This is a genomic window from Chryseobacterium sp. Bi04 (genome assembly GCF_918698085.1).
Taxonomy (GTDB): Bacteria; Bacteroidota; Bacteroidia; order Flavobacteriales; family Weeksellaceae; genus Chryseobacterium.
This window is the reverse complement of record NZ_CAKKLP010000002.1, coordinates 18,345-42,891: the sequence shown is the minus strand read 5'-3', so window position 1 is coordinate 42,891 and position 24,547 is coordinate 18,345. Positions and strand designations below refer to the sequence as shown.

Genomic DNA, 24,547 nt, shown 5'->3' with positions numbered 1-24,547 from the left:
AAAATTCAGTTTAATCCAATTTACATTATTACTAACGCAAGTTTATTTATTATAGGATATCAACTTTATTTATTTCAAAATAATAAAAGAAAGACTGACAAAACAGTCAGTCTTTCAATGATAATTCAATTACTCTATATTTTTAAGCAATATCCAGCCTGTTTTTACAGTAGGCTGTTTACTGGCGGGATCTTCATAAGTTATCTGATACCAGTAAGTACCCGTAGACAGTCGTTTACCCTGGAAATAACCATCCCAATAAGGTCTTATTTTTTCAGCCTTATAAACCTCTCTTCCATAGCGGTCAAAAACAAAGCCACTAAATCCATTATAGCTGCTCACCCCTCTGAAGTCAATTACATCATTGATATTATCTCCGTTTGGAGTAATTACATTTTTCATAACAAAAGTAAAATACTCCAGGAATCCTTCACAGCTTGTATATTTAACTCTAACCCTAATGGAAATAAGCTTATTCTTAGGTACATTTCCAAATACATTGGAAGACTGCCAGCTCACTCCGTTATCTATTGAATATTCCAGAGTTCCGTTACTCGGATTGCTTGCGGTAAGAATCAAAGTACCATTCTCATTAAAATCTACTTTTGTTATTGCCGGGATTACAGCACGAATTACCTGAGTCTTAAACACTTCGGAACACACTCCATTACTTATTGTCACCGTATATTCACCCGGTGTATCCACTGTAATAGCCTGGGTGGTTTCTCCTGTACTCCATTCATAGGTATATGAAGGTCCGGAACCTGCATCTAAGAGAATCCTGTCTCCCTGACAGATATGCCCACCTTTTAATGAAGAAACTATAGCAGGCACCACTTCTACGGTCACTGTAGCCGTCTGCAAAGATTTACATCCCTGAGCTCCTATCGCATACACTGTATAAGTGGTGGTCTGAGTAGGACTTACTGTTCTTATGGCTCCTGCCCCGGAATTATCATTCCATTGATAGGTTACCCCGCCTTCTGCCGTCAGCAGCAAGGATTCTCCTACACAGATTTTCAATCTTGAAGCTTTAAGCAGGGCAACAGGAGTTTCTTCTTTTCTTAAAGTAAGTGTGGCTATTTTACTACAGAATGCTCCGTTGGAAACATTTACATATAAAACCTGGCCATCAGTTCCGTTATAATTTGTAAGATTCGTAATGAAGTTGTTATTCTGAGCCTGCGCGTCAGCCTGGGTGGTATAAAAACGGAATACAGCTCCCGGTGTAGTACTGATCATAGGCTTGGCATTTTCCAAATTGAATGTACTAAGTGTAGGTGTTGAACAGAGTTTCATTTCTGCATTCTGTACAGTTGGGCTGGTTCCTCCTATAATCGTAATAGTAGCTTCTCCCGGACACTGATTCCCCGGAATCATTACTTTTACAAGATAAACTCCCGGTTGGATTGCCGTATAGATAGCATTGGTTGCTCCGGGAATTAAAACCCCATCTTTATACCATTGGAAGGTCAGTCCGGGAATAGCTGCCACCTGTGCTTTAAGCTGTTGTGGCGTATTATCACACATATTAATTGTACCGGGTAAAGCAGTTCCTGTTCCGTCTACAATTTTAATTCCAATATCAAAAGACCCTCCTTCTAAAAAAACTGCCGAATCATACCCCGGATCTCTCGCATCTGCCAGCACCATTTTAAAATGATAGGTCTGCCCTGGAATTACATCAGCAACAGCCGTTAAAGGAGTTGTTCTACCGTTATAATTAATCCCAACATGCGGAGTATTCATGGCTCCAAAGTAAGTGGCATTGATGGGACCGCAAGAAAAACCATTTCCCGCAGGGACAATATTGGTTACACTTACAGGCCCTGCCCCACCCGGCAATACCGCAAGATTTGTATAGGTAGGATCTCCCACCTTTTTCAATAGGAGAGCAAAGGCATCTGTATAGTCAGTACACGGATAATTGGAAGCATATTCTTCGGAAGCAAATATATAATTAAACTTCACCTGAGTAGAATTGGGAACGAAATCGAATTCAAGAGCTACCGCATCCTGTAAATTATAGGGTGGATTAATAGCTGCTACAAGATCGGGATCACTTCCTGAACCGGGAGATGATCCAAGGTGGCTATTGAAAGTATTTCCCCCTTCTTTTGCATACCCTGTAGTTAGTACAATACCATCAGTAAAAGGAAAATTAGCTGTTCCTTTATTGAAATATCCCCAGAATCTGTTTACATTATCCAACCCCTGATTGGGTGATACCGTAACATTGGATACATTCGCTGTAGTACAGTTAGTTCCTCCGTTAATCAGGATATTCTTTACCAATAATTCAGGAGTATAATTGGAGGCCGCATAAGGAGGTACATTGATGTCTATAAATGTTCCTGCTCTTAGACTTTCTGCAGAAGGTTTCACTTTTGGAGGTTTTCTCCTAGGTGAAGTCTGAGAAAATACAGCAATAGAAGTCAATAAAAATACTAAAAGAAAAAAATAGTTTTTAGATCTATAATGTAACATTTTAATTTTATTTGCCCAAATGTAATAAAAAAAAACAGATATCAAATTCACTCTTCTAAACCTTTATGTTAATTTTAATATCAAAATTTACAACAAATGCTTTTATTTTTATGTTTTTCATAAATCTACAGCAATAAATTTAATCAGGAAAAATAATTATCCATAAAAAAAACAGATCAATGTTTACTGATCTGTTATTATGCTGTATGACAATATAAAATAGTATAGCCTTATTTCAAGACACCTGCGATGATCAGAAATCAATTCTTTTTCAACTGATCAATTTCACCCTGTAACTGGCTGATAATATCCTTTAAAGCTTTTATTTCATTTTTATTGGAATTCACATTGCTTTTCAATATTACATTTTTTGCTCTTTCACTATGATCTTCATCTTCTTCATCCTCAGCAATCTCCTCAATATCTTCACTGATCTCTTCCAGATCCTCCTGAATATCTTCAATATCTTCATTGATCTCCTCAATATCCTCACTGATCTCTTCGATATCTTCCTGGATATCTTCAATATCTTCCTGGATATCTTCAATTTTCTCGTGATTTTTATTGACAGACATCTGAATAAATATAGCCAGGTAAATTGCCTCTAAAGAAAGTACTGTGGTAAGTATAAGAAGCATCTTATCAAGTTCCACAATATTCAGAATAGGAAGCAGAAATGAAGTGATAAAAAGCAGAGTGTGTACTATCAAAGATGGAATAGAACCTATCCATGATGTAATATTATCTGCTATTTTTTCAAGAACTTCTGTTTTTTCATTATATTTTTTCATCCATTTTTTTTACAAGAGTTCCTTAGTTACTCCAAGTCCAAACAAAGCAAAATCATATTTTGCAGGGTCATTTTCATCAAACTTCCTGATGGCTACATCGAGCTCTTCAACTGTTTTCCAGTCGTTCTGGGTTCTTGAAATCAACCCTAGCTTTCTCGAAATATTCCCTGTATGAACATCCAGTGGAATTGACAGATATTTATGATCTATGTTTTCCCAGATTCCAAAATCTACTCCCCGTTTATCTTTGCGTACCATCCATCGTAAGAACATAATGATCCTTTTTGCAGATGAATTCTTACCGGGAGAACTGATATGTTTATGACTTCTGTGCTTTTCCGTCTCCAGAAAACTATTTCTAAATCTTTCAATAGCATGCAGAAAATTGGTTTCCGATTCTTTCACTTCAAACAGATTTTCCAGGCTTTCATTTTCTTTGTAAATCCTGTTGAACTGCCTAATAAAGTAAGCAAAATCCTGACCGTTAAAAGTTCTATGGATACTTTTACTCTGAATATCTTCCAAATCCTTCTCTGAATAATTCATCACAAAATCATAGGGAGAATTTCCCATAATACCGAGCATTTTCTCAGCTGAACTGATAATTGACTTTCTGTTTCCCCAGGAAATTGTAGCTGCTAAAAATCCTGCAATCTCAATATCCTGCTGTAAAGAAAAACGGTGCGGAATCTGTATGGGGTCATTTTCAATAAAGTCTGGAGTATTATACCGGTCAGCCTTTTCGTCCAGGAAACTTTTTAATTCTTCAAACTTCAACATATTCAATTTAAATTTTTACACTTTCCAATGCTTTAGGTAAAAACGTATTGGGGAAAACATTTCTTGCCTCATCTGTAAATACCGTTAGATCACCATATCTGTTGGAAAAATGTCCTAATATAAGTTTTCCGGCCTGAGCTTTCTGAGCAATAGTTGCCGCCTCCAAAGCGGTTGAGTGCCCTGTGTAATCTGCCATTTCCTTCAAATCATGAAGGAAGGTGGATTCATGATATAAAACGGTTACATTTTTAATAATCGGAAGTACACTTTCCAGATAACGGGTATCGCTGCAAAAAGCATAAGATACTGCCGGTGCCGGATCAAGCGTTAAAATCTCATTTTTAAGAACATAACCATCACTTAGCACAAAATCTTTTCCTGCTTTGATATGATGATAATCACAGGTTTCAATTTCACTGTATTTGGCAATTTCTTTCATATTAAGATGCCTGTCCTTTGGTTTTTCCTTAAAAAGGTAACCATTGCAATAAATCCTATGATCTAAGGGAATAGTATATACTTCTACCCTGTTATCCTCATAAATTTTTTCTGAATAGTTTTTATCCAGTTCATGGTATACCACTTCAAAGCCACGGTGTGTTTCTGTAATATCAAAAATAGTATCCAGCATCTTCTTAATCCCCTTCGGCCCATACACATGGAGCGGATTATCTCTTCCTAAAAGACGGAAAGATGCAATAAGTCCCGGAAGCCCGAAACAGTGATCCCCATGTAAATGAGAAATAAAAATATGGTTGATTTTTGAAAATCTTGCTTTTGCTTTTCTCAACTGCACCTGTGTTCCCTCACCACAATCAATAAGAAAAAGTCTTTCTTCCATGTCCAGCAGCTGAGCAGTGGGTGAAGTATTGATAGTCGGTATTGCTGAATTAAAGCCTAATATCGTTAAATAAGTACTCAAATCAATAATTTATTATAACAAATGTACAACAGAAAATCTAAAACGTAGATTTTACCGTCCAATTTAAATAGGAAAAGCATAAGACTAGCTCAACAAATCCAGAGTTTCTTCCATGTGTGATGGCAAATACCCGGATCGCAAACTCTTGTCTTTATATTAATCTTTCACCTTTAAAAAATCCATAAAAAGATCTAATGCCTGTCTGCGGTGGCTGATTTTATTTTTATCTTCAGGAGCCATTTCTGCGAAGGTTCTGTCATAGCCTTCCGGAACAAAAATAGGGTCATAGCCAAACCCTTTGAATCCTTTATTTTCTGTCAGTAGATTTCCATAAACTCTTCCTTCAAAATACTGAGCCCCATTCTCATCATAGTAACACAAAACAGTAACAAAGTAAGCTTTTCTATTCTCGATACCGGTCATTTCTGCTAAAACTTTTTCGATGTTTTTAGCAAAATCATGATCTCCAGCATAGCGTGCAGAGAATATTCCGGGCCTTCCGTCCAAAGATTCCACAACCAAACCGCTGTCGTCACCCAAGCTTGGAACTCCTGTTTTTTCAAAGCAGTATTTTGCCTTAATCAAAGCATTGGCATGAAAAGAATCTCCGTCTTCTACAATTTCCTCATGAATATTATAGTCCGTAAGGCTTTTCACAATACACTCGCTTCCTAAGATCTGCTGGATTTCTTCTTTCTTATGTTCGTTGTGTGTGGCTACTAATAATTCCATTTCTATATTCATTTTCCAATTTTATTTTCTAGCTGTATCTATTTAAATTTCAGAATAATGGACTTTATATTTTTTCATAAAAAGGTAGTAGAATAATGAAAAAAGGACAAGTCCAACGGCCAGGATAAGCCATTCTGAAACATTAAAAACTTTTGCAAAACTTTCATCTTTACCATAAAGCACCAATAATGAGAGACTCAGGTTATTGAATGCATGCAAGAGTATGGGAAGCAATAAAGTTTTTGTTTTATGATATACCAAACCCAGTATACATCCCAGTATCACTGCACTGATAAACTGCCATGGGTTTCCGTGAACGACTCCAAAAATAATGGAAGCATACACGATAGCTTTCCATGGTTTAACTCCTTTATTGATAAGCCCTTTCTGAATAATTCCTCTGAATATAATTTCTTCAAAAATAGGGGCTAACATTACAGTCATAATAATCATCACTACCGGATCATCCGTCAACTGGTTCATAAGCTGAATAAAATATTCATAAAAGTCTCCAAAAACAGGACCTGTAGTTGGGATTAAAGAGGTAACAAACTCTGCAATAAACATCATCCCGGCCATCATGGGGAAAATCAGAAGATAGGTATAAAAATTAACTGAAGAAAGGTTGAAATTGAGTTTCTTTTTGGTAGTACGCCTTACAATGAAAAAATCAAAAAAGGCAATAGCAGTTAGAAATCCTACAGAATTAGCCACCATCAAAAACCAGTCTTTTAGTTCAAGGTTTTCTTTGAAAGCTACTTTCCAAAAAGTACTGAATAAAGAAACAGCCATTGTTCCTACAAACAGTCCCACTACCAAAGTAAGCCCTCCTAGCCATGTGAAAGTAAACTTTGGATATTTGCTATTTTCCATTCTTTTCTCTGTAAAATTTATGGAAACAAAGATAATTTTTTTGAATGCCACAGGCAACTAAAAAAGGAAATTCTTATTTTCGCTCCGATAACCATAATAGTATAAAAAATGAAGACAGAATCTCCATTTCCCAGTATTGAATCTACAATAAACCGATTGATCACTCTTATTCTGAACGTGACTTTTTTTGGCCTGCTTTTTTTCTTCTTTGTTCTTTTCGTTTTGGGTCCCGTGTATGGAATTTATAAAAGAGGATTGGAGACTATGTTCTATCCAACCTTGCTATGCTGGGGGCTTTCGCTTCCAATATTAATTCCTGTTACCTGGCACTACATTGTAAAAAGCAAGAAAATGGCCTGTAAAATTATTGTTGACCAAAGTGGCCTCTTATTTTATAATTCGCAGGACGAAATTGTAGATAAAATACTCTATACCGATCTTCGGACTTCAGAGCAGGACTTTGATATCCGGACAGTAAGTACTACAAATTCAGGAATTATTCCGTGGCTTGAAGTCATTATACAATCAGAAAAAACCGACCAGACAACAAGACGTATCGATATGAATCTTCCGCTTTTTGCTGTAAAGAATAAACAAGCTTTATATGCCCACTTTTTGAGAGGAATCACTGTTTTCCGTTCCGATTTAAAGATAGATCCCATCGTTTTTTCCACTTATTCTATTGATACAAAAACATGGAAGATCAACCAAAAAGGCAGTGCACTGACAACCTGGGTTTTCATTCTGCTGGCTCTTATCTGCGTTGGGTTTATCTGTTTTATGGTATTTGTTTATATGAAGTATAATACCTAAGTTTACTTATATTCTAAGATTAGCACATTAAAAAAAAATAAAACCAATAACATTCTCTTTTATAGGTTTTGTGCAGAAGGTTTTGAAAAATCAGGTTTCTTTAAATAAAAAATTAATTATGTATAAGTCCCTTTTACTATTTTTAGCCAGTTTTTTATCCGCACAACAGACTTGTCAACTTTCTTTTTCAAATACTTCACTTTCCGAAAATGGAGAAATAATCTTTACAATGACAAATAAAGAGGATAAAAGAATAAAAATACCCAAGCAATATCCTGATATATGGGCAAGACCAACAGATATACAGGTTTATAATGATAAAAAAAAAGAATATCAGGATATAAAATACAGTTTTGATGGAGTAAATTGTTTAAATATAAAGAAATGCTTTGGCAAAATGACAGATCTCAAGAAAGGAGAATCTAAACAATATAAAGCTACAATTATTCCCGGAAGAATTTCAAAGGCATTTAAAGAAAAGCAAAAATATAGATTTAAATTAGCATTTGATACTTATTTATTTAGCGGTTGCAATGATTATGTAACGGACTGGCTCTATTTTAAGAATTAATTAATAAAACATACAATCTGCTGATGTAAAGTAACTTTTAGATATAAAATTACCTATCTGACAGAGCGAAACTGATGCTTGATCCGGACAACAAAAGCAAGGAGTAGCCATCCATACGATTAACGCTATTTCCCCACTCTGAAACCCTCTAACTCCGCAACCTGAACCTTACAACTAACATTCTCGTATTTTATTTGAAAACCTCATAAAAAATCACGATTTTTGCAACTTCAAAATACGATATGTCAGACTTACTCAAAGAAATACAAAAAAGAAAGACTTTTGGGATTATTTCCCACCCGGATGCCGGAAAAACTACCCTTACGGAGAAATTACTTCTTTTTGGGGGAGCTATCCAGGAAGCGGGTGCGGTAAAATCCAATAAAATAAAAAAAGGAGCTACCTCCGACTTTATGGAAATTGAAAGACAGAGAGGGATCTCTGTAGCCACTTCCGTATTGGCTTTTGAATATAAAGATCATAAAATCAATATCCTGGATACCCCAGGTCACAAAGATTTTGCTGAAGATACCTATAGAACCTTAACTGCTGTAGATTCTGTAATCGTTGTAATTGACGTTGCAAAAGGGGTTGAGGAACAGACAGAAAAACTGGTGAAAGTTTGCAGAATGAGAAACATTCCTATGCTTGTTTTCATCAATAAACTTGACCGTGAAGGTAAGGACGCTTTTGATCTGTTGGATGAAGTAGAGCAAAAACTCGGATTAAGAGTGGTTCCGCTTTCCCTTCCAATTGGTATGGGAAGTGACTTCCAGGGTATTTATAATATCTGGGAAAACAATATTCAGTTATTCCTGGAAGAGAAAAAACAAAAAGTAGGAGAATCCATCACTTTCGATAATATCAATGATCCTTCTATTGATGAGGCCATAGGTCCAAAAGCGGCCCAAACATTAAGAGATGAACTAGAGCTTATTCAATCCGTATATCCTGAATTTAATCGTGAAGAGTATATGAACGGTGATCTTCAGCCGGTATTCTTCGGTTCGGCATTAAATAACTTTGGGGTACGTGAACTATTGAATGCATTTATCGAAATTGCTCCTATGCCGCAACCTAAAGAAAGTGACCTTCGTATAGTAAAACCGGAAGAAAGCAATTTTACAGGTTTTGTGTTCAAGATCCACGCTAATATGGATCCTAAACACAGAGACAGACTGGCATTCGTAAAAATTGTTTCGGGAACCTTTAAAAGAAATGAAAATTATTTGCTGGTAAGAGAAGGTAAAAAGATGAAGTTCTCATCTCCCAATGCTTTCTTTGCTGATAAAAAAGAAGTAGTGGAGGAAAGCTTTCCCGGTGATATTGTAGGTCTTCATGATACAGGAAACTTCAGAATTGGTGATACCCTGACCGGTGGTGAAAAACTTAGCTTCAAAGGAGTTCCTAGTTTCTCTCCGGAACATTTCCGTTATATCAATAATAATGATCCGCTTAAGGCCAAGCAGTTGGCAAAAGGTATCGATCAGCTGATGGACGAAGGAGTTGCACAGCTATTCACGCTGGAAATGAACAATAGAAAAATTATCGGAACAGTGGGAGCCCTTCAGTATGAAGTTATCCAATACCGTCTGGAACACGAATATGGTGCTAAATGTACTTATGAACCTCTATCTATGCACAAAGCATGTTGGGTAGAAGCTGATGAAAAATCAGAAGAGTTTAAAGAATTTGCAAGATTAAAGCAAAGATTCCTTGCCAGAGATAAATACAACCAGCTTGTATTTTTAGCAGACTCTTCATTTACGATTCATATGACGCAGGAAAAATTCCCGAATGTAAAACTGCACTTCATCAGTGAGTTTAAAGATCATTAATAAGCAGAATCGCTAAAAACATAGATCCGCAGAGTTTTTCTCTGCGGATTTTTTATTCTGTAAAGAAGAATACTTTTCCTTTAAGATTATGAGGAACTAAAAAGGTCTTGCTTTAAGCCAAGATTATTTCCTTTATTTATTTTCATAAAAATCTACATAATCTCTTCAGTCTTCGGATCAATAAAGATATACTCAGCTATAAAGTCTGACAGATTCAAATATATCCTGGTAAAATCCCATCAAAAGCAGTATGGGATCTGCAAAACGGCTTTGTAAATCTCTTGTAAAACAAATACAAAACACTGGAAATATAGCAGTTATCGTTTTACCAGCATAATACATTCTATTTACAAGGGTTTCAGGCACTCTCCTCCTAATTTTACTTCATCAAAAATTAATGTTATGAAAAAGTTCATCTTACTGGTAGCTATATCAAGCACCTTTATTATGTGTAAAAAAGGAGAAGCTGCGCAATCTCAACTTGAAAAAACAATACAGACGGCAGACAGTGCTTCTAGTGTTGCTACAGAAGCTATAGACAATGCCAGCCATACCATCAGCAAAACTCTTGATTCTGCCAATATCAAAATAAAAGATTTTGAAAATACCAAAAACGAGATCCAGCAAAAAATAGAACATACATCAAAGGTTGTAGATTCTTTATCTGATAAAATTGCCTCTACAAAACTGGAATCTAAGGTGGAGAAAAAGGATTCTGCTGCAAAGAAGTCTGAAAAAATAGTAGTTAATGTTCCAGCTCCCAAGGTGATCAAAGAAACCAAAGTGATTTATAAAGACAAGCCAAAACATGACAGTTATGAACTGAACATGCCTAAAAACAGAATGGTAAAATCCGGTCAGATCTCCATTAAAGCAGATAATGCCGAAACGGTAAAAGAAATCATTAAGGAAGAGGCCCTTAAAAACAACGGGTATATCAAAAGTGAAGATCTTTCTTATATAGAATCTGCAGACCGCAGACGTGAAGATCAAAAAGTATATACTATGGACATTAAAGTTCCTATTCAGAATTTTGACGGTTTAATGGATGCTTTAAACAATAGTATTGGTGATATTGAGAGTAAAAACATTCAGGTTTCAGGAAATGACTATACGGATAATGCTATTTGCAGTATCTCAGTAAGCCTTACAGACAAAACAGAAACTGAAAAAGAGCCTAAAAACTTCGGAGAGAAATCTTTGGCAGCCATTTCATCCGGTTGGGGTGCTATTGCTTCTATTTTCTTGTTTATCCTTCCCTTATGGCCTTTATTCCTGATTGGCGGTATTGGATATTATTTTTACAAAAAAAGGAATAAAAACCTTCCTGGTAACGATTCTCACTAGAATTAAAAATCTATCCCCGTGATAGATTTTTTTTGCTGGAAATTTGAATTTAAATAATCAGCGTTGCGTTGATTTCTATTCTTCTTTACTTATTAGGTTTTGGCTAAAGCCAAATTGGATGGTTCTTTCAAAAAAACAGGCTAAAGCCCGTTTCTATTGATGTAGAAGGTATTTAATGTTCACATTATACATTATACATTAAAAGGCCTCCACATGGGAAGCCTTTCTGTTATTTCATATTCACTACTTTATCTACGACAAACTTTGTGTTTCCTCTCCAGGGAAGTGCCCCATTGTATTCTTTGTAATGGAGATCAAAGGTTTTACCGCTATTGGTTTCCAGTTGTTTGAAAACTTCAGGGTCATCCACAGAAAATTCAAACTCATAGCTTGTAATACCTCCTGCTTTACCTTTTCCAAATCCTTCCTGAATCAGTTTACCTTCATACGTTTTGAAGACATAGCCTTTTTTCATGGCATAATTCAGGTATCCGGATTTCACGCCTTCTCCAAAGACGAAGAAGTACTTATACCATACAAATACTCCTAACAATAGCAGTACGACACCGAGAGTGATCCACAAAGATTTTTTCATAGAATGTGTGTTTTAAAAATAGTTATTTTGCGATACTTCTTGAGATCACGATTTTCTGAATTTCAGAAGTTCCTTCGTAGATCTGAGTGATTTTTGCATCTCTCATTAATCTTTCTACGTGATATTCTTTTACATATCCGTATCCACCGTGGACCTGTACTGCTTCAATAGTAGTATCCATCGCTACCTGAGAAGCATATAGTTTCGCCATAGCCCCGCTTTCGGAAATGTCTTTTCCTTCATCTTTTTCACATGCTGCCTTGAAGCATAACATTCTGGCTGCAGTAATCTGAGTAGCCATATCAGCTAATTTAAAAGCAATTGCCTGGTGGTTGATGATTTCGGTTTTGAAAGCTTTTCTGGTTTTAGCATATTTTAAAGCTAATTCATATGCTCCCGAGGCAATACCTAATGCCTGAGAAGCAATTCCGATTCTTCCTCCGTTCAACACGGCCATTGCAAAGTTGAACCCGAATCCGTCTTCACCAATTCTGTTTTCTTTCGGTATTTTTACATTATTAAAGATCAAAGAGTGGGTATCACTTCCTCTGATTCCTAATTTGTCTTCTTTCAGTCCGATTTCAAAACCTTCCCATCCTCTTTCTACGATAAAAGCATTGATTCCTTTATGTTTTTTCTCCGGGTCAGTTTGAGCAATTACGATATAATAAGAAGCTGTTCCACCGTTTGTGATCCAGTTTTTAATACCATTTAAAAGATAGTAATCTCCTTTATCTTCTGCCGTTGTTTTCTGAGAAGTTGCATCAGAACCTGCTTCAGGCTCAGATAATGCAAATGCTCCGATTACCTTTCCGCTAGCAAGAGGAGTAAGGTATTTTACTTTTTGTTCTTCAGAAGCAAACTTTTCAAGACCGGCACAAACCAATGAATTGTTTACAGACATTACAACAGCAGCTGAAGCATCTATTTTTGCAATTTCTTCCATTGCCAAAACGTAAGAAACACTGTCCATACCTGCCCCTCCATACTGTGGATCAACCATCATTCCTAGAAGACCCATCTCACCCATTTTCTTAACCTGTTCTGCAGGGAATTTCTGGTCACGGTCTCTTTCAATAACTCCAGGTAATAATTCATTTTGTGCAAAATCTCTTGCCGCCTGCTGAATCATCAACTGTTCTTCTGATAAATTAAAGTTCATAAAAAAATAATTAGATAGCCGTAAATTTACACTTTTTAAGCAAATCTGGAAATATAAATTAGAAGTTAGAATAGAGTGATTAGAAGTTAGTTAAAAAAAGTAGACTTCAAAGCGACTTATCGTTATAAAATAATCAATATATTATGGTAAACATTCAATTATCTCATTCAAACTTCAAAAATTAAAAAAAATGCTTATATTTAGATTTCTTTATAAATTACTTAAAAAATCATGACGATAAAGAGATTATTCGATATTCCTCACTACGCTTTGGAAAAATATCCTAAAGCGGATATGTTTGTCACCAAATACCATGGTGAATGGAAAAAAACTTCTACCCAAGAGTTTATTAATGAAGGAAATAAGATATCCAGAGGATTACTGAAACTGGGAATAAAACCAGGAGATAAGATTGCATTGATTACTACCAATTCCCGTACGGAATGGGCTATCATGGATTTCGGAATGTCTCAGATCGGTGTTGTTTCGGTACCGGTTTATCCCAGTATCTCCCCGGAAGATTATGAATTCATCTTCAATAATGCAGAAATACAGTATTGTTTTGTTTCTGACAAAGAGCTGTTGAATAAAGTAATGAAAGTAAAACACAATATTCCCAGCCTACAGGGGATCTTTACTTTCGACAATATAAGCGGTGCTGCCAACTGGAAAGAAATTCTGGATCTCGGTAAGGATGAATCTACACAAATTGAAGTAGAAGATCTCTCCAATGCTATCAATACCGAAGACCTGGCAACGATTATTTACACTTCCGGAACTACCGGCAGACCTAAAGGGGTGATGCTGACCCACAATAACATCGTTTCTAATGTATTGGGATCTATTCCAAGGATTCCCAAGAAAAGAAGCCTTGACTACAAGGAAACAAGAGCATTAAGCTTCCTGCCTATCTGTCATATTTTTGAAAGAATGCTGTTTTATCTTTACCAATACAAAGGATTTTCACTCTATTTTGCTGAAAGCATCGAAAAAATGGGAGAAAACGTAAAAGAAGTGAAACCTCATTATATGACTGTTGTTCCGAGACTGGTAGAAAAGGTGTATGATAAGATTTATAATACCGGTTCTTCTGCAGGTGGGTTGAAATCAAAAATATTCTTCTGGGCTTTAAATTTGATTAGTAAGAAGAAAGAAATTTCAAAACCATCCGGAATACAGGAAATCATCGCAGATAAACTGGTCTTTTCTAAATGGAGAGAAGGCTTGGGAGGTGAAATTGTCACTTTAGTTTCCGGATCAGCAGCTTTATCTACAAGACTGAACCTTATGTTCCAGAATGCAGGAATTCCTATTTTGGAAGGATATGGCTTAACGGAAACATCTCCGGTAATTTCGGTGAACAGCTTTGAAAAAATGAAAGTGGGAACCGTAGGGGTACCTTTAGATAATTTAAAGGTAAAAATCCAGGAAGATGGCGAGATTACAGTAAAAGGACCTTCTATATTCAAAGCGTATTTCAAAAATGAAGAAATGACCAAAGAAGCTTTTACTGAAGACGGATTTTTCAAAACAGGAGATATCGGGCATATTGACAGTGATGGATTTTTACAGATTACAGACCGTAAAAAAGAAATGTTCAAAACTTCAGGCGGGAAATATATAGCACCTCAAACTATTGAAAATTTAGCAAAGGCATCTAAATTCATCGAACAGATCATGGTTGTGGGTGATGGTGAAAAAATGCCGTGTGCGTTGGTACAGCCTGATTTTGAATTTGCAAAAAGCTGGGCCATGCGAAATAATTTAAATATTGGCGCTACCCCTGAAGAGATTGCTAAAAGCACTGAATTGAAACAGAGGATAGAAAAAGAAATTGAGGATATTAATGAGCACCTTGGAAACTGGGAGAAAATCAAAAAGATTGAATTGACTCCTGAAATATGGAGTATTGAAAGCGGACTGCTTACTCCAACTTTAAAGCTAAAAAGAAAGGCTGTAAAAGAGAAATTTATGTCCCTCTACAATAAGATGTATGATCATCATGAATAAAACACTAACCGCTTCTTTTGGAGCGGTTTTTTATGCTTTAAAAAAAGATTATGATGTTTTTAATGTTTAGGCTAAAGCCATTGGAATAGGGGTCTTAAAATAAACGGACTAAAGTCCGTTTCTATTGAATATTTTAGTATTTCAAACCACCCAACGTCCTGTTTTGTCATTTCGAAGGAATCTAAACCAGCATTTTCATAACAGCGAAGAAGTTCTGTTTAAAAAGCATTTGTGTTATTTGTGAAAACATTTGTGCCATCAGTGTTTACAACCATCTCCCAAAAGCAACATCTATTTCAAAAAGACTATAAAAAAAGCTGCCTCATCTCTGAAACAGCTTTTGTATTATTTAAAATCGATAATTAGAATTTAATTACAGATTTCATTTTTTCGTTTTCTTCCATTACCAACTCATCGTCTACAAGGATTTTTCCAGAGTGTTCGTCAATAATGATTTTCTTTCTCTGAGCAATTTCCATCTGCTTTTGAGGAGGAATAGTGAAGAAAGATCCTTTTGGAGCCCCTCTTTCTAATCCTACTACTGCAAGACCGTTGATAGAGTTTGTTCTGATTCTGTTGTAAGAAGCCAATAATCTTTCATCAATTTTACCTGCGAATTCTTTAGATTGCTCTAAAAGATATTCTTCTTCTTTTTGAGTTTCAGACACAAGATCATTTAATTCTTCTTTCTTGAATTTCAAGTGATTCTTTAAATCATCAATCTTTGCGTTCAATTCGCTTAAAGTTTCGTTTTTGTGAGCAATTTTAACCCCGAATTCTTTAATTCTCTTATCAGCAAGCTGAATTTCCAGATCCTGAAATTCAATTTCTTTTCCTAATGCTTCAAACTCTTTGTTGTTTCTTACATTATCCTGCTGAGATTTATATTTCTCAATTAAAGCTTTTGCATGGTTAATAACTTCATGCTTGGTTTTAATCTGATCATCCTGTTCTTTGATGTCTGCATGAAATTTTTCAGCTCTTTTCTCAAGACCTTCAATCTCGATTTCAAGATCTTCAACTTCAATTGGCAATTCTCCTCTAGTATTTCGGATTTCATCCAATCTTGAATCAATGATCTGTAAATCGTATAAAGCTCTTAATTTTTCTTCAACTGAAATATCGTTGGTTTTTGCCATATGTTAAATGAAATAATTTACTGGGTTTGTTTTTTCAATAGATTTTGAAATTGCAAATGTACTAAATTTTTGTGATAAAATTTCAAATAATTGTTGACTTACAAATTGTTCTGATTCATAATGGCCTATATCACAGATCAGCATTTTAGACTCAGCTAAAAAATAATCGTGATATTTAAGATCCCCTGTGAGATAAGCATCACATTTTTTGGACATTGCAGCTCTTATACCACTGGCTCCGGATCCTCCGAGAACGCCTACTTTTTTTATTTTTTTATGAGTAAAGGCAGAATGTTTTATCACCTCAAGACTGAATTTTTCTTTTACAAACTGCAGAAAATCTTTCTCATCCATTTCTTCCGCAAGCTCTCCATACATTCCAAGTCCTGCATGATGGTTTTTATTATCCAGATTGTACACCTGATGGGCCACCTCTTCATATGGATGCGCAGCTTTCATTGCACCAATGATCTGCCCCTGTTTATAGGATTCAAAAATTACGGAAATCATATCCTCATCAGCATTCTCACGGATATTCTGCTCTCCGGAAAATGGATTGGAACCTTCTACCGGCTTAAATGTCCCGTTCCCGTTGACTGTAAAACTGCATTCATCATAAAAGCCTATATTTCCGGCTCCTGCTGAAAACATAGCCTCTTTTACCTTTTCAGAATAGTCTTTAGGTACAAAAACCGTCAGTTGTTTCAGGTTATTTTCTTTAGGCTGAAGAATTTTCATGTTCTTTAATCCCAGCTGACTGCATATTCCGTAGTTCACTCCAAAGAAATCATTATCAAATGCTGTATGAATAGCATAAATGGCAATTTTATTTTCAATAGCCTTTAAAACAGCTTTTTCAACATAATTTTTACCGGTTAAGGATTTTAGCCCTGAAAATATGATAGGATGAAAACAGACAATCAGATTACAGTTTTTCAGGATCGCCTCTTCCACTACATTTTCCAATGCATCATGACACACCAGAATTCCACTCACATCCCGATCCGGAACACCACACAGCAATCCCACATTATCAAAATCTTCTGCCTGTCTGATACTTATTTCCTCTTCAATCTTTGAAATTACAGCTCTTAGCTTCATTAGTCTATTTTTACAGTTACAGCGAAGATATTAATTTTACAAGGATTCCGAAACAATTTCTGCCTCAATAAGAACCTACTGATCCATAATAATGCCAGATGGTAATATTTGGAATTTCCTTTTAACAATCCTATCTTTACTTCATACTTCATAAAAATGATTATCTTCATTGTGAAAATAACCCGATTTTAAATGGAAAGAGAACACAATCTTGTTCCCGAAGACTCCCTCTGGAAAAGATACCTTTACAGGATAATTTACCGGTCCGACACTAAGCTCGGAAAACTTTTCGATATCATATTACTATCTTTAATTCTTGCCAGTACTGCTATCATTATGATGGAAAGTGTACCTCAGCTTGACAAAAGATTTCATTATACGTTTTTGATCCTGGAATGGATTATCTCTATTTTCTTTTCCATTGAATATTCCATGCGGATTGCCGTGGTAAAAAATAAGAAACACTATATTTTCAGTTTTTTTGGGATTATTGATTTTTTTGCACTGGTTCCATTTTACTTAAGCTTCTTCTTTCCCGTAACGAAATATTTCCTGATTTTCAGAATGTTGAGAATGCTCAGGGTTTTCAGGGTTTTCAACCTTATGGACTTTATGAATGATGGTTCCGTGATTGTCAGAGCCCTAAAAAACAGCTCCCGGAAGATTTACATTTTCCTTTTATTCTTAATTATTTTTTCGGTAATTGTTGGTTCCCTGATGTTTATGGTGGAAGGAGGAAGACCGGGGTTTGAAACCATTCCACAATCTATTTATTGGGCTGTGGTTACTGTAACTACAGTAGGATATGGAGATGTATCTCCTATTACACCTTTAGGGAAGTTTTTTGCAGTGGTTCTGATGTTGGCCGGTTATTCTATTATTGCAGTTCCTACCGGAATTGTAACAGCAGAAATGCGCAATAAAAGACAGAATCTGGAAAAGGTATGTGAGCGGTGTGGCAACGAAGATATTGATGATGATGCCAGATACTGCAAACAATGTGGCAAGAAATTAGCTTGATATTTTATATTCATTTAATTTATCAACCAAATACCACAAAATCATGGAACCACAAAAGAAAAACAAGCCCAATAGCTTAGTCATTATCCTTTTTGCATTAGTTGTACTAATGATTATCATCTACTTTATTCTTGTCATGTTCTTTCCCACAGTTTTTGATATGATGAATACAGGAGATATACAACCAGTACCCAATAAATAATGAGTCATAAATACTCTATATCACCATAAAAAAGGAAGAGCGAAATATTTCACTCTTCCTTTTTTTATGATAAGAAATCAAAGCTGTTCTTTTTACTTTTTAATCGCTTTAATAGTCTGCTTAGATCCATCTTTCATGTGTAGCGTTATTAAATACATTCCTGATTTCAGATCTCCTAAATAAAGAACTGAAGCCGGCTGATCAATACTCTTCATCAATCTTCCGGATACATCCGAAACAGAAATTGATTTTATCTGATCAGCTTTTGAGAGATTCAGTACTTCTGTAAATGGATTCGGATAGGCCTGAACTGTATTTTTAGCTTTAGAAGTTTCTGAAGTTGCAAGGTTTTCTTTATTAATAGAAATCGTAAATGTTCCTTCTAAATCGTCAGACCATGTACTGTAACTTCCTACATTCACATAATAGGCCGTTCCGGCAACAGTTGGGATAGAAATTGTTTCTGTTTCTCCAGCTCCGTTTCCATCTATAGTATCCACACAAGTTAAGCTGCCACATGCACCACTGAATACACCGATTTGAGAATCAAAATAACTATCTGCAGGTGTTGTTACGGTGATATCAAAAGTACTGCCATCCCCTGTGAAAGTAAACCATGTTCCATCATTCATCCCATTCGTACACTCTTCAAGGTATGCTCCATTATTACTGGCTCCTGCAGCATCAGACTGTGTATAGCTATATGGGAATGCAGCGGCAGTTAAAGCACCTGAGCACTCATCATTAGCTGGTGGCGGAGGTATGGTTCCGATGCATAAATTAAAGCTCTGAGCTTCCCCTGCTCCTCCATAGCTGTATACCCTTACATAATAAGTATCCCCCGCCGTAAGACCGGTAAGAATTTCCATTCCTCCATATCCGCACAGCGTACTGACAAGACTTGCACAATCTCCGCTAAAAACCTGATAATAGGCATCCTCATTAAAAACACTTCCAATAGAAGCTACATTGCTGAGCGTAATTGCATGACTGGTAGCTGTTGCTGTAAATTTAAACCACACATCATCATCTGCCTCACCATAGCACGGATCAGTAAGTAATGCTGAGTCACTTGCTCCCAAAGTGTATCCGGATGTTACAGTGCCACAGTTCATATCTGGATTTACTGTAAGCGCGATGGCATTTGCGCATTCATCATTAGCAGAAGCAGGAGGAGCTGTTCTGAATTTAATCTCGGAACATCCTACAGATTCACCTCCTGTACCTACTGCTGTTACTTTAAGATAATAATCCGTATCAATAGCTAATGGGGATGAAGGTGTAAAACTGTTGACAGTTACAGACTGCTGATTAACAATATCAGTTCCTCCAGGTGTGGTCCCTATAGAAATCTTATAGCCTGTAGCTCCCTGAGGGGCATTCCAGGTAATATCTGGCGACACCGGTATAAAGGTTGAATTATTTCCCGGATACCCAACCATAGGACAGGCAGGAACAGGATTGATAGTAAGACCCATAAGGCTCACTACAGACCTGTAATCCAACATTTCTCCTGTTGGCGGGCTTGCAGGGTCAGGATTTGTTGAATCACTGCTGTAAGAAAGGGTACGGTCTGTTACAGAACCGTACTTAAATACAGAGAATATGTTATCATCATCGTAGTCTGGTGCATTTTCTTCTGCTGCAATGACTAAATTCTGTGTGTTATTGTATGGAAATGGGGTAGCAAAAGTTATTTCTATTACTCCATTGGCATTAGTAACGGTTCCCGCATACACTTGAGTCAGCTGGGTTACAGGAATCCAGTCATCTTCAGATGTAAAATTTGTTTTTGCTGTATGGCCCAGATAAACAATCCAGTCTGATGAGTTATCTATAGACGCTGAAGCATCCAGGTAGAATTTAAGGCCGGTGATGTTTCCTGCCGCATTCGCGTTAATCTCCTGCTTGGTAAAGATCTGCTGAATATATGAATATTCATAATAAGGATCTACCGGGGCGTTCCCGGTCTCAGTGCTCCCTTCTCCAAGGTTGATTTGAGCATTTAGTATCATGCTTATTGTAAGCAGCCATAAAAGTAATACTTTCTTCATATTTTTTTAATTTAGTGTTAACTTGATTACCAAATTAACAATAATTTCAACACAATGTTAAAAAATTTAAAAAATTATTAAAAAAAATCAGCAGCTATAAAGCTACTGATTAATTAATAAGTGAAAAATAAAGAATTTTATTTTTTTATGACTTTAAAAGTCTGTTTGGATCCATCTTTCATATATAATACAGCCAAATACATTCCATGGTTTAAATCTCCCAATTGAAGGACAGAAGAAGGAGACTCTATAGTTTTCACTACCCTTCCTGCCAAATCAATGACTGAAACAGATTTCACCTGAGAAACATCTGAAATATTAATATTATCAGTAAACGGATTAGGGTACACTTTAAGCCCTTCTTTAACCTTTGTTTCAGAAGTAGCCAGCTGTGCAGCTGAAATTTTAAAGTTATCTATGAAGAAATCATAGTCTTCAAGATCATCTACCGTACCCGAAGAACCGTAAAATGCAAAGATTGTATTAGGATTGGTATATCCGGTAAGGTCTAAAGAATAAGTATTTAATGCATTGGAAGGCCCGTTGGCTGCTGTCCATGTATTCAATACGGTCCATGTAGTTCCGCCGTCTGTTGAAACCACAAACTGCACGGTATCATCACTTCCCATAGGAGATGAAACAGTATCAGCATAGTCTGTCACAGCATAGTCAAATTCTACTTTATATCCTCCGGCAGAAAGGTCAAATGCTGCAGTTTTAAGCCAACCAACTCTGTTGTCGTTGTAAATATTCATTTTAGCAGCACCCGTAGTTCCGGAATTAAGGAATCCATCTGCAATCCATAATGCGGAAGCTCCTGTAGGACCTGTAGCAGGCGTTCCTCCGGAAGCCTGTGACCAACACGTTCCCGGAAATGTAGAAAAATCATTGGTATAAGCAGGAACAACCGCCAGGCAAGCCGTGGTAAATATTGCCGTACCTACCCATGCTCCTTTATCTGTGCCGTTACAGTTAGATCTTACCCAAACATTATAGGTTGTATTAGGGGTAAGGCCTGATAAAGTTCTGCTAGTAGCCGTAATATTAGTTATTGTTGCTGCAGTTGCTGCAGTAGGGGCTACATTGGAGGTAGAATAATAAATTTCATATCCACTGCCCGGAGCAGTTGCCGGAGCTGTCCATGAAATATCAGCACTTTGAGCAAGAACAGCAGATGCCACTAATGCTGTGGGTTCTGAACATGCAGGAATCGGTTCGTAGTTTACATCATCAATAAGAATACTGTTTGCAGGGCTTCCTGTATGTCTGAAAGCAAGTGTGGTAGTTCCTGCCGGAGCGGTAATATTATTTATTATAAAATTATCCAGAACAGATATACTGGTAGTTGTAAAAATACCGAGACTTACAAAAGAAGATGCTGTTGTTGGGTCTGTTAAATATCCCACTTCAACCTTTCCTCCTACGGTAGAATTTGATCTCGCTTTGAATCTCAATCTGTAAAGACCTGTATCTAATGCACTTACCGGTCTCATTTTCACTACCGCGATATTGCTGGTGGTAGAAGAATAGATATACAGGACATTGGGAGCACTTGCCATTGAACTGGTCTGAATATTGGCACTTCCAGCTGTTCCTACCTTGCCCCAGCATGCAGGCCAGCTTCCTGCTGCTACTCCATCAAAATTTTCAGAGAAAGATGTAACAGTACCACAAACAGTCGAAAAGTTTCTTTCTGTACAGTTCGTTGAACTTTGTGTAGCTGTATAGGCACCTACTGAATAATAATAGGTTGTTGAATTATTAAGAACGGTAGGTAAGGTATAGGTAGTTACATTTCCTACATCTACATTATTCATCACATCAGTTCCTCCGGGAGTGGTTCCTATTCTTAATTTGTATCCGTTAACTCCGGTTACAGCAGACCAAGTAAAGGTGGGTGATAACGAAACATCAGCAGCAGAAGATGCCGGTGCAGACACTGTAGGACAAATTGATAAGGTAGTAAAATTCCTTTCTGTACAACCCGTAGAAGTTTGGGTGGCATTATAAGAATTGATTGTATAATAATATTTTGTATTATAAGCCAGCTCATTAGGCAGCGTATACGTAGTAACATTTCCTACATCAAAAGCATTTAACACATCAGTTCCACCTGCAGTTGTTCCTATAGATAATTTATAGCCGGTAGCGTCAGCATTGGCTGCCCATGTAAATGTAGGTTTCAAAGCCACTGCGGTGGCAGATGAAGAAGGTGCAGATACACTAGGACAGAATGTCTTGGTTGAAAACGTAGACCCATATACCCAGATACTCTGATCAGCTCCGCAATTGGACCTTACCCAGAGATAATAGGTACTGGACGGTGTAAGTCCTGTAAGGGTTTGAGTTGTACCAGTAGCTCCTGTAAAGGTTGGTACAGATGCAGCAGTAGGAGCTGTTCCTGAGGTACTGTAATATATATCATAAGTAGGAGCTGCAGTAGTAACCGTCCAGTTGACAGGAACAGTGGTAGCTGTTGTGGTTCCGGTAGTAACCGTTGCCGGCATCAGGCAGTTCATAGCGCCCACTTTAACATTGTCTATGAATATATCATCACTTCCAAAATCTCCTGTCGCAAGAAATCTTATCACTGCAGTAGAGCTATTGGAGCCTAGTACAACGTTTTTACTAGACCAGGTAGCAGAAGTTCCGAAAGCAGTTCCTACCGTTGTAAAGGTAGCACCACCATCGGTTGAAAGCTGTATTTTTAAATTATCTGTACCGGAAGCATTCACATAATCAAAAGAAAGCACCCTCTCCCCTGTTCCGGAAGATAAATCAATATACAGATCCATATATCCATAAAGACCTGCAGAAACGTGGTAAGAATGGAATCTTGCCGCAGGAGCTGTTGCCGGAGAAGAAATAGGCGTGGCAGTAGTTTCTGAGACATCGTTCCATCCTGAGACGCTTGTAAAGCCGGCATTAGCCACTGTCAACTCGGTAGATCTCCATGAATTATCTCCTCTGGAAGGCCATGACCTCCAGTTTGAAGCATTGGGCAGATCACCCACAGAATTTCCATTACCCCAGGCCGAAAAAGTTTCAGTATAAGGCATAGAAGCATATGATGGAGTACCCACCCATGTTCCCGGAGTGTATTTAAAGCTAAGACCGGAAGCCGGAACCGTATTTCCGTTAGTAGTTCCTAAGGTACAGGATGTAGTGGTAGATCCTGCCCCAGCAGCAGTATTCGTCCAGTCGGTTCCTACCCTGTTATTTAAATCAGAGCTCTCTCCTCCTTTTAACCCTACCTGTCCACTTAACGTAGAAGTTCCGGAAGTACAATCACCATACAAAATCTCTACGGTATTGTCTGTTGTATCCAATACAATCTGAAAATTTAACTTTTGGGCAGAAGAGCCACTGTTACTTTGAAGATCTGTATACTGAACGACAAACTTGGAACCGATTGTTTCGTAAGCAATCTCTGAAGTAGTGGTATTAGCAGCTCTTAAATTAGCTGTAAATCCGGCTACAGCACCTTCAAAAGCGGTATTGGTAGTCAGAACACTGGTATTACCGGCTGAAGGAGCAATACCAAAGGTAATATACCCATTGTTGCTGATGTAAATACTGGTGTACGTTTTACCATTGTACTTAAATGGAGCGGGCAGGCTAATAGCTGCAGAAGCAGCATCTGTATTCAAAACAGTTCCTGACTGCCAGACCGTTTTACCTGCAGATAACGGAGTGTAGGTACCCAGACTCTGAACAAATCCATATCCATTATTGGTATTAGGATTTGCAGTTTGTGGAGGACCTACCTGTGCAGATACGCTATAAAAAAAAGCAGCCATGCACGTGAGTAGAAATTTTTTCATATATAGTAAATAAAAATTAGAGGGTAAATTTAAATAAATATTAAATTAAAAATCATAAATTAATTTAAATCAATAATTAAAAATTAATAAATACCCATTATTTATAACAAAAATTAAACAATTATTTAGTTTTAACATTTTTTCATCAATTGATGAAAAATTATAAAATATTGATTATCAAACCTTTAAAAACAACACTAACAAAGCAACAGAATAAACAGATTGCTATTTAACATAAAATAATTTTTGAAAAAAAATCACCAAATTAAATAAAACTCAATAAAAA

At 36.7% G+C, this 24,547-nt stretch carries 19 protein-coding genes; 7 read left to right on the top strand and 12 right to left on the bottom strand.

The window, feature by feature from the left end:
• Window positions 1–129: 129 nt before the first annotated feature.
• The 6 genes from LQV47_RS04535 to LQV47_RS04510 form a co-directional block, all read right to left on the bottom strand.
• The gene (locus LQV47_RS04535) at window positions 130–2,487 is read right to left on the bottom strand and encodes a choice-of-anchor L domain-containing protein (RefSeq protein ID WP_230034304.1); all 2,358 of its coding nucleotides are present in this window, start codon (window positions 2,485–2,487) and stop codon (window positions 130–132) included.
• A gap of 260 nt (window positions 2,488–2,747) precedes the next feature.
• Window positions 2,748–3,278 carry a hypothetical protein gene (locus LQV47_RS04530; protein ID WP_230034302.1) on the bottom strand — a complete coding sequence of 177 codons (531 nt, stop codon included), beginning with the start codon at window positions 3,276–3,278 and terminating at the stop codon, window positions 2,748–2,750.
• A gap of 9 nt (window positions 3,279–3,287) precedes the next feature.
• Entirely contained in the window at window positions 3,288–4,055 is a 768-nt protein-coding gene (locus tag LQV47_RS04525) for a TIGR02757 family protein (protein ID WP_230034921.1), read from the bottom strand.
• Window positions 4,056–4,065: 10 nt separating this feature from the next.
• The gene (locus LQV47_RS04520; RefSeq protein ID WP_230034300.1) at window positions 4,066–4,980 is read right to left on the bottom strand and encodes a ribonuclease Z; all 915 of its coding nucleotides are present in this window, start codon (window positions 4,978–4,980) and stop codon (window positions 4,066–4,068) included.
• A 156-nt stretch (window positions 4,981–5,136) separates the two neighbouring features.
• The gene (rdgB, locus tag LQV47_RS04515) at window positions 5,137–5,718 is read right to left on the bottom strand and encodes an RdgB/HAM1 family non-canonical purine NTP pyrophosphatase (protein ID WP_230034920.1); all 582 of its coding nucleotides are present in this window, start codon (window positions 5,716–5,718) and stop codon (window positions 5,137–5,139) included.
• Between the two features lie 36 nt (window positions 5,719–5,754).
• Window positions 5,755–6,585: a CPBP family intramembrane glutamic endopeptidase gene (locus LQV47_RS04510; protein ID WP_230034298.1), complete on the bottom strand. Its 831-nt coding sequence runs from the start codon at window positions 6,583–6,585 to the stop codon at window positions 5,755–5,757.
• 108 nt (window positions 6,586–6,693) lie between these two features.
• On the opposite strand from LQV47_RS04510, the gene LQV47_RS04505 reads away from it, so the two are divergent.
• From LQV47_RS04505 to LQV47_RS04490, 4 genes are all read left to right on the top strand, one after another.
• Window positions 6,694–7,398 (top strand): hypothetical protein, encoded by a 705-nt coding sequence (locus tag LQV47_RS04505; RefSeq protein ID WP_230034296.1) that lies wholly within the window; start codon window positions 6,694–6,696, stop codon window positions 7,396–7,398.
• 118 nt (window positions 7,399–7,516) lie between these two features.
• A complete protein-coding gene (locus LQV47_RS04500; protein ID WP_230034294.1) occupies window positions 7,517–7,969 on the top strand; it encodes a hypothetical protein in 453 nt (150 codons plus the stop codon).
• A gap of 242 nt (window positions 7,970–8,211) precedes the next feature.
• Window positions 8,212–9,807 (top strand): peptide chain release factor 3, encoded by a 1,596-nt coding sequence (locus LQV47_RS04495; RefSeq protein ID WP_230034292.1) that lies wholly within the window; start codon window positions 8,212–8,214, stop codon window positions 9,805–9,807.
• A gap of 402 nt (window positions 9,808–10,209) precedes the next feature.
• Complete coding sequence (locus LQV47_RS04490; RefSeq protein WP_230034290.1) at window positions 10,210–11,154, top strand: DUF4349 domain-containing protein; 945 nt, start codon at window positions 10,210–10,212, stop codon at window positions 11,152–11,154.
• Between the two features lie 229 nt (window positions 11,155–11,383).
• Here LQV47_RS04490 and LQV47_RS04485 read toward each other — a convergent pair whose 3' ends face one another.
• Both LQV47_RS04485 and LQV47_RS04480 read right to left on the bottom strand, forming a co-directional pair.
• A complete protein-coding gene (locus LQV47_RS04485) occupies window positions 11,384–11,749 on the bottom strand; it encodes a hypothetical protein (protein ID WP_047485689.1) in 366 nt (121 codons plus the stop codon).
• Window positions 11,750–11,771: 22 nt separating this feature from the next.
• A complete protein-coding gene (locus LQV47_RS04480; protein ID WP_230034288.1) occupies window positions 11,772–12,911 on the bottom strand; it encodes an acyl-CoA dehydrogenase in 1,140 nt (379 codons plus the stop codon).
• A gap of 231 nt (window positions 12,912–13,142) precedes the next feature.
• Between LQV47_RS04480 and LQV47_RS04475 the strand changes: the two genes are divergently transcribed.
• The gene (locus LQV47_RS04475) at window positions 13,143–14,921 is read left to right on the top strand and encodes a long-chain fatty acid--CoA ligase (protein ID WP_230034286.1); all 1,779 of its coding nucleotides are present in this window, start codon (window positions 13,143–13,145) and stop codon (window positions 14,919–14,921) included.
• Between the two features lie 362 nt (window positions 14,922–15,283).
• Here LQV47_RS04475 and LQV47_RS04470 read toward each other — a convergent pair whose 3' ends face one another.
• A complete protein-coding gene (locus tag LQV47_RS04470) occupies window positions 15,284–16,060 on the bottom strand; it encodes a hypothetical protein (RefSeq protein ID WP_230034284.1) in 777 nt (258 codons plus the stop codon).
• A gap of 3 nt (window positions 16,061–16,063) precedes the next feature.
• Complete coding sequence (locus LQV47_RS04465) at window positions 16,064–17,161, bottom strand: Nif3-like dinuclear metal center hexameric protein (protein WP_230034282.1); 1,098 nt, start codon at window positions 17,159–17,161, stop codon at window positions 16,064–16,066.
• Between the two features lie 192 nt (window positions 17,162–17,353).
• Between LQV47_RS04465 and LQV47_RS04460 the strand changes: the two genes are divergently transcribed.
• Together LQV47_RS04460 and LQV47_RS04455 are read left to right on the top strand one after the other, a co-directional pair.
• Window positions 17,354–18,181, top strand: a complete 828-nt coding sequence (locus LQV47_RS04460) for an ion transporter (RefSeq protein ID WP_230034273.1) — start codon at window positions 17,354–17,356, stop codon at window positions 18,179–18,181.
• 43 nt (window positions 18,182–18,224) lie between these two features.
• Window positions 18,225–18,383: a hypothetical protein gene (locus LQV47_RS04455; RefSeq protein WP_230034271.1), complete on the top strand. Its 159-nt coding sequence runs from the start codon at window positions 18,225–18,227 to the stop codon at window positions 18,381–18,383.
• Window positions 18,384–18,475: 92 nt separating this feature from the next.
• Here the strand turns inward: LQV47_RS04455 and LQV47_RS04450 are convergent, their stop codons facing one another.
• Complete coding sequence (locus LQV47_RS04450) at window positions 18,476–20,437, bottom strand: T9SS type A sorting domain-containing protein (RefSeq protein ID WP_230034269.1); 1,962 nt, start codon at window positions 20,435–20,437, stop codon at window positions 18,476–18,478.
• 137 nt (window positions 20,438–20,574) lie between these two features.
• Window positions 20,575–24,261 carry a fibronectin type III domain-containing protein gene (locus LQV47_RS04445; protein ID WP_230034267.1) on the bottom strand — a complete coding sequence of 1,229 codons (3,687 nt, stop codon included), beginning with the start codon at window positions 24,259–24,261 and terminating at the stop codon, window positions 20,575–20,577.
• Window positions 24,262–24,547 lie beyond the last annotated feature (286 nt).